This window comes from Dyella sp. (genome assembly GCF_036568765.1).
In the GTDB taxonomy this organism is placed as follows: Bacteria; Pseudomonadota; Gammaproteobacteria; order Xanthomonadales; family Rhodanobacteraceae; genus GSA-30.
Genome location: NZ_DATCRY010000128.1, coordinates 1 through 2,219, shown reverse-complemented (window position 1 = coordinate 2,219; position 2,219 = coordinate 1). Strand labels below are relative to the sequence as shown.

Genomic DNA, 2,219 nt, shown 5'->3' with positions numbered 1-2,219 from the left:
GAAGGCAGGAAAGCGGACACCTCGGTCGCGACTACGGTCGTACATGCCGGCGACGGAGATACAGGGCTTGTTGTTGCCTCGGTTGCACTGGTCGTGGCGCTGGCTTGTTGGCTTTTCGGCTTACCCGAAATCGATGCCGCGGCGATGGACGACCTTGGCCTCATATCCGTGCTGCCGTGGCCGATCTGGATCGCCTACCTGCTGCTCGCGGGAGGGTTCTGCGTCCTCCTAAGCGGCAGCGCGGCGCACGGTCGGTTGCCGCAGCTCTATCTCGCCGCCGTCGTCCTCCTGCTGCATGCCACGCCTGCAATCGCTTATGGAACCCTGCGCTATTCCTGGGCCTGGAAGCACCTTGGAATCGTCGACTTCATCCAACGGAACGGTGCACTCGATCCCGATGCGCCTTTTCTCGCCGCCTACCACAACTGGCCGGCGTTCTTCGTTGCATTTGCCGCAATAGCAGAGGCTTTCGACCTCGGAACCCAGCAGCTGGCGGCACTGGCGCGCTTCTTCCCCACGCTGCTGAACCTTGTTTACCTGTTGCTCCTGCCCCCGATCCTGCGCCGGTTTACGACCGATCCGCGATTGGTGTGGTCTGCCGCATGCCTCTTCGTCGTCGGCAACTGGGTTGGGCAGGATTACTTCTCGCCGCAGGGCACAGCCTACGCGATGTACCTTGCCGTCCTCGCACTTTGCCTCGGGCCGCTGTCGACGCCAGCAGCGGCAGCTGTGCCAGGTCGCCGGGCGGGGATAATGTCCCGGTGGTTCACTTGGGCCAACCAGGGTGTGCCCCGCGAGAGACGAGGATATTCGCCCGCCGCTCGCACGGTGTTTCTCCTCAGCGCGCTCCTGTTGATCATTGCCATTGCCGCTACGCACCAGCTCACCCCCTTGCTGCTGATCTTTGCCTTCGGCGGCCTGGTCCTTATTGGCAGGCTCAGTCTCACCTTCCTCTTGTTCGCTCTCATTGCCGAGCTGCTCTGGCTGTTCTATTTCGCGGACCAGTTCGTCTCACGCGTTCTGTCGGCAGCCGTTGCCGATGCCGGCCTGGATACACAGCGGCTGGCTGGCGTCGTCGATCTCGCCGTTGTCAGCCAAGGGCAACGCCTGGTTTCAATCGCTTCACGCGCTCTGACCGGAGCGATAGCCCTTCTTGCGGTGCTGGGTGGGTTCCGGCGCCTCTCGGCCGGCTATCGCGACGGCCCGGCGATCGTACTGACATTGGCTCCAGCGCCCCTCCTGGTGGCGACATCTTATGGCGGCGAGATCCCCTTTCGGCTCTACTTCTACGCGCTGCCGTTCCTCGCGTTCTTCGCAGCCGCGCTATTCTTCCCGTCGCCGGCGAGGGGTCGATCTCCGATCTGGAGGATCGCGCTGTGTGGCTTGCTGCTGGCCTGCACATTCGGCTTTGTGCTCGCCAATAACGGCAAGGACCGGCAGTATCGATTCAGCGAGGAAGAAGTAGCGGCCGCAACCTGGCTCTACGAAACGGGGCCGCCAGGTTCGCTCCTCGTGGAAGGCGCTCGCAACTACCCCTCCCAATTCAGGAACTACGAAAACTTCGTCTATCTACCGCTCGCAGACGAATCGGCGGAAACGCTCGCTCGCGTCCTTGCTGATCCCGTGACGGTGCTTGGAACATGGCTGGCCGACCGACCGTCCGGATTTGTGATTATCACGCGCAGCCAGAAGGCGATCGTCGAGTCCTTGGGCACCATGCCTCCAGGCACGCTTGACCGCATAGAGCAGGCGCTGACTGCATCGCCGAGATTTCGCGTAGTCTACGCCAACCCTGATGCGCGGATATTTGTCCTGAACCCTGCCGTCGCCGGGTTTAGGGACTTGCCCGCAGTCGACGGCGAGGTGGGCCAAGAATAGTCACGTGGGTGCGGTGGGCTTCAGCTCTCGCTAGCTTTGATCCACGCCGGCCATAAGCAGCAGCTCGGAGCGTGTGGTGACGGCCAGCTTTCGGAAGATATTGTTGAGGTGGACCTTGGTTGTTCCTTCGGAGATATGCAGCGCGAAGGCGATTTCCTTGTTTGATCGTCCTGCAAGGATGAGACCAACCACCTCTGCTTCTCGGCTCGTCAGCGAAGCAAAAGCTCTCCGCCAGTGTTCGCGACGACTGCGTTCGAGTTCGAGTGCCTGACCGACTGTGTCTTTCGGCAGCCAGCTCCTTCCGCTTGCCACCGTGCGCAAACACTCGATGAGTGTGGCGG

2 protein-coding genes are annotated in these 2,219 nt (G+C 61.9%); one reads left to right on the top strand and one right to left on the bottom strand.

Going from position 1 to position 2,219, the window contains the following annotated elements; translation table 11 throughout:
• On the top strand, nucleotides 1-1,878 hold a 1,878-nt coding region (locus tag VIM98_RS09235; RefSeq protein ID WP_331992807.1), incomplete at its 5' end, for a hypothetical protein.
• A gap of 30 nt (nucleotides 1,879-1,908) precedes the next feature.
• Here VIM98_RS09235 and VIM98_RS09230 read toward each other — a convergent pair.
• A partial coding sequence (locus tag VIM98_RS09230) for a response regulator transcription factor (RefSeq protein WP_331992806.1) occupies nucleotides 1,909-2,219 on the bottom strand: 311 nt, incomplete at its 5' end.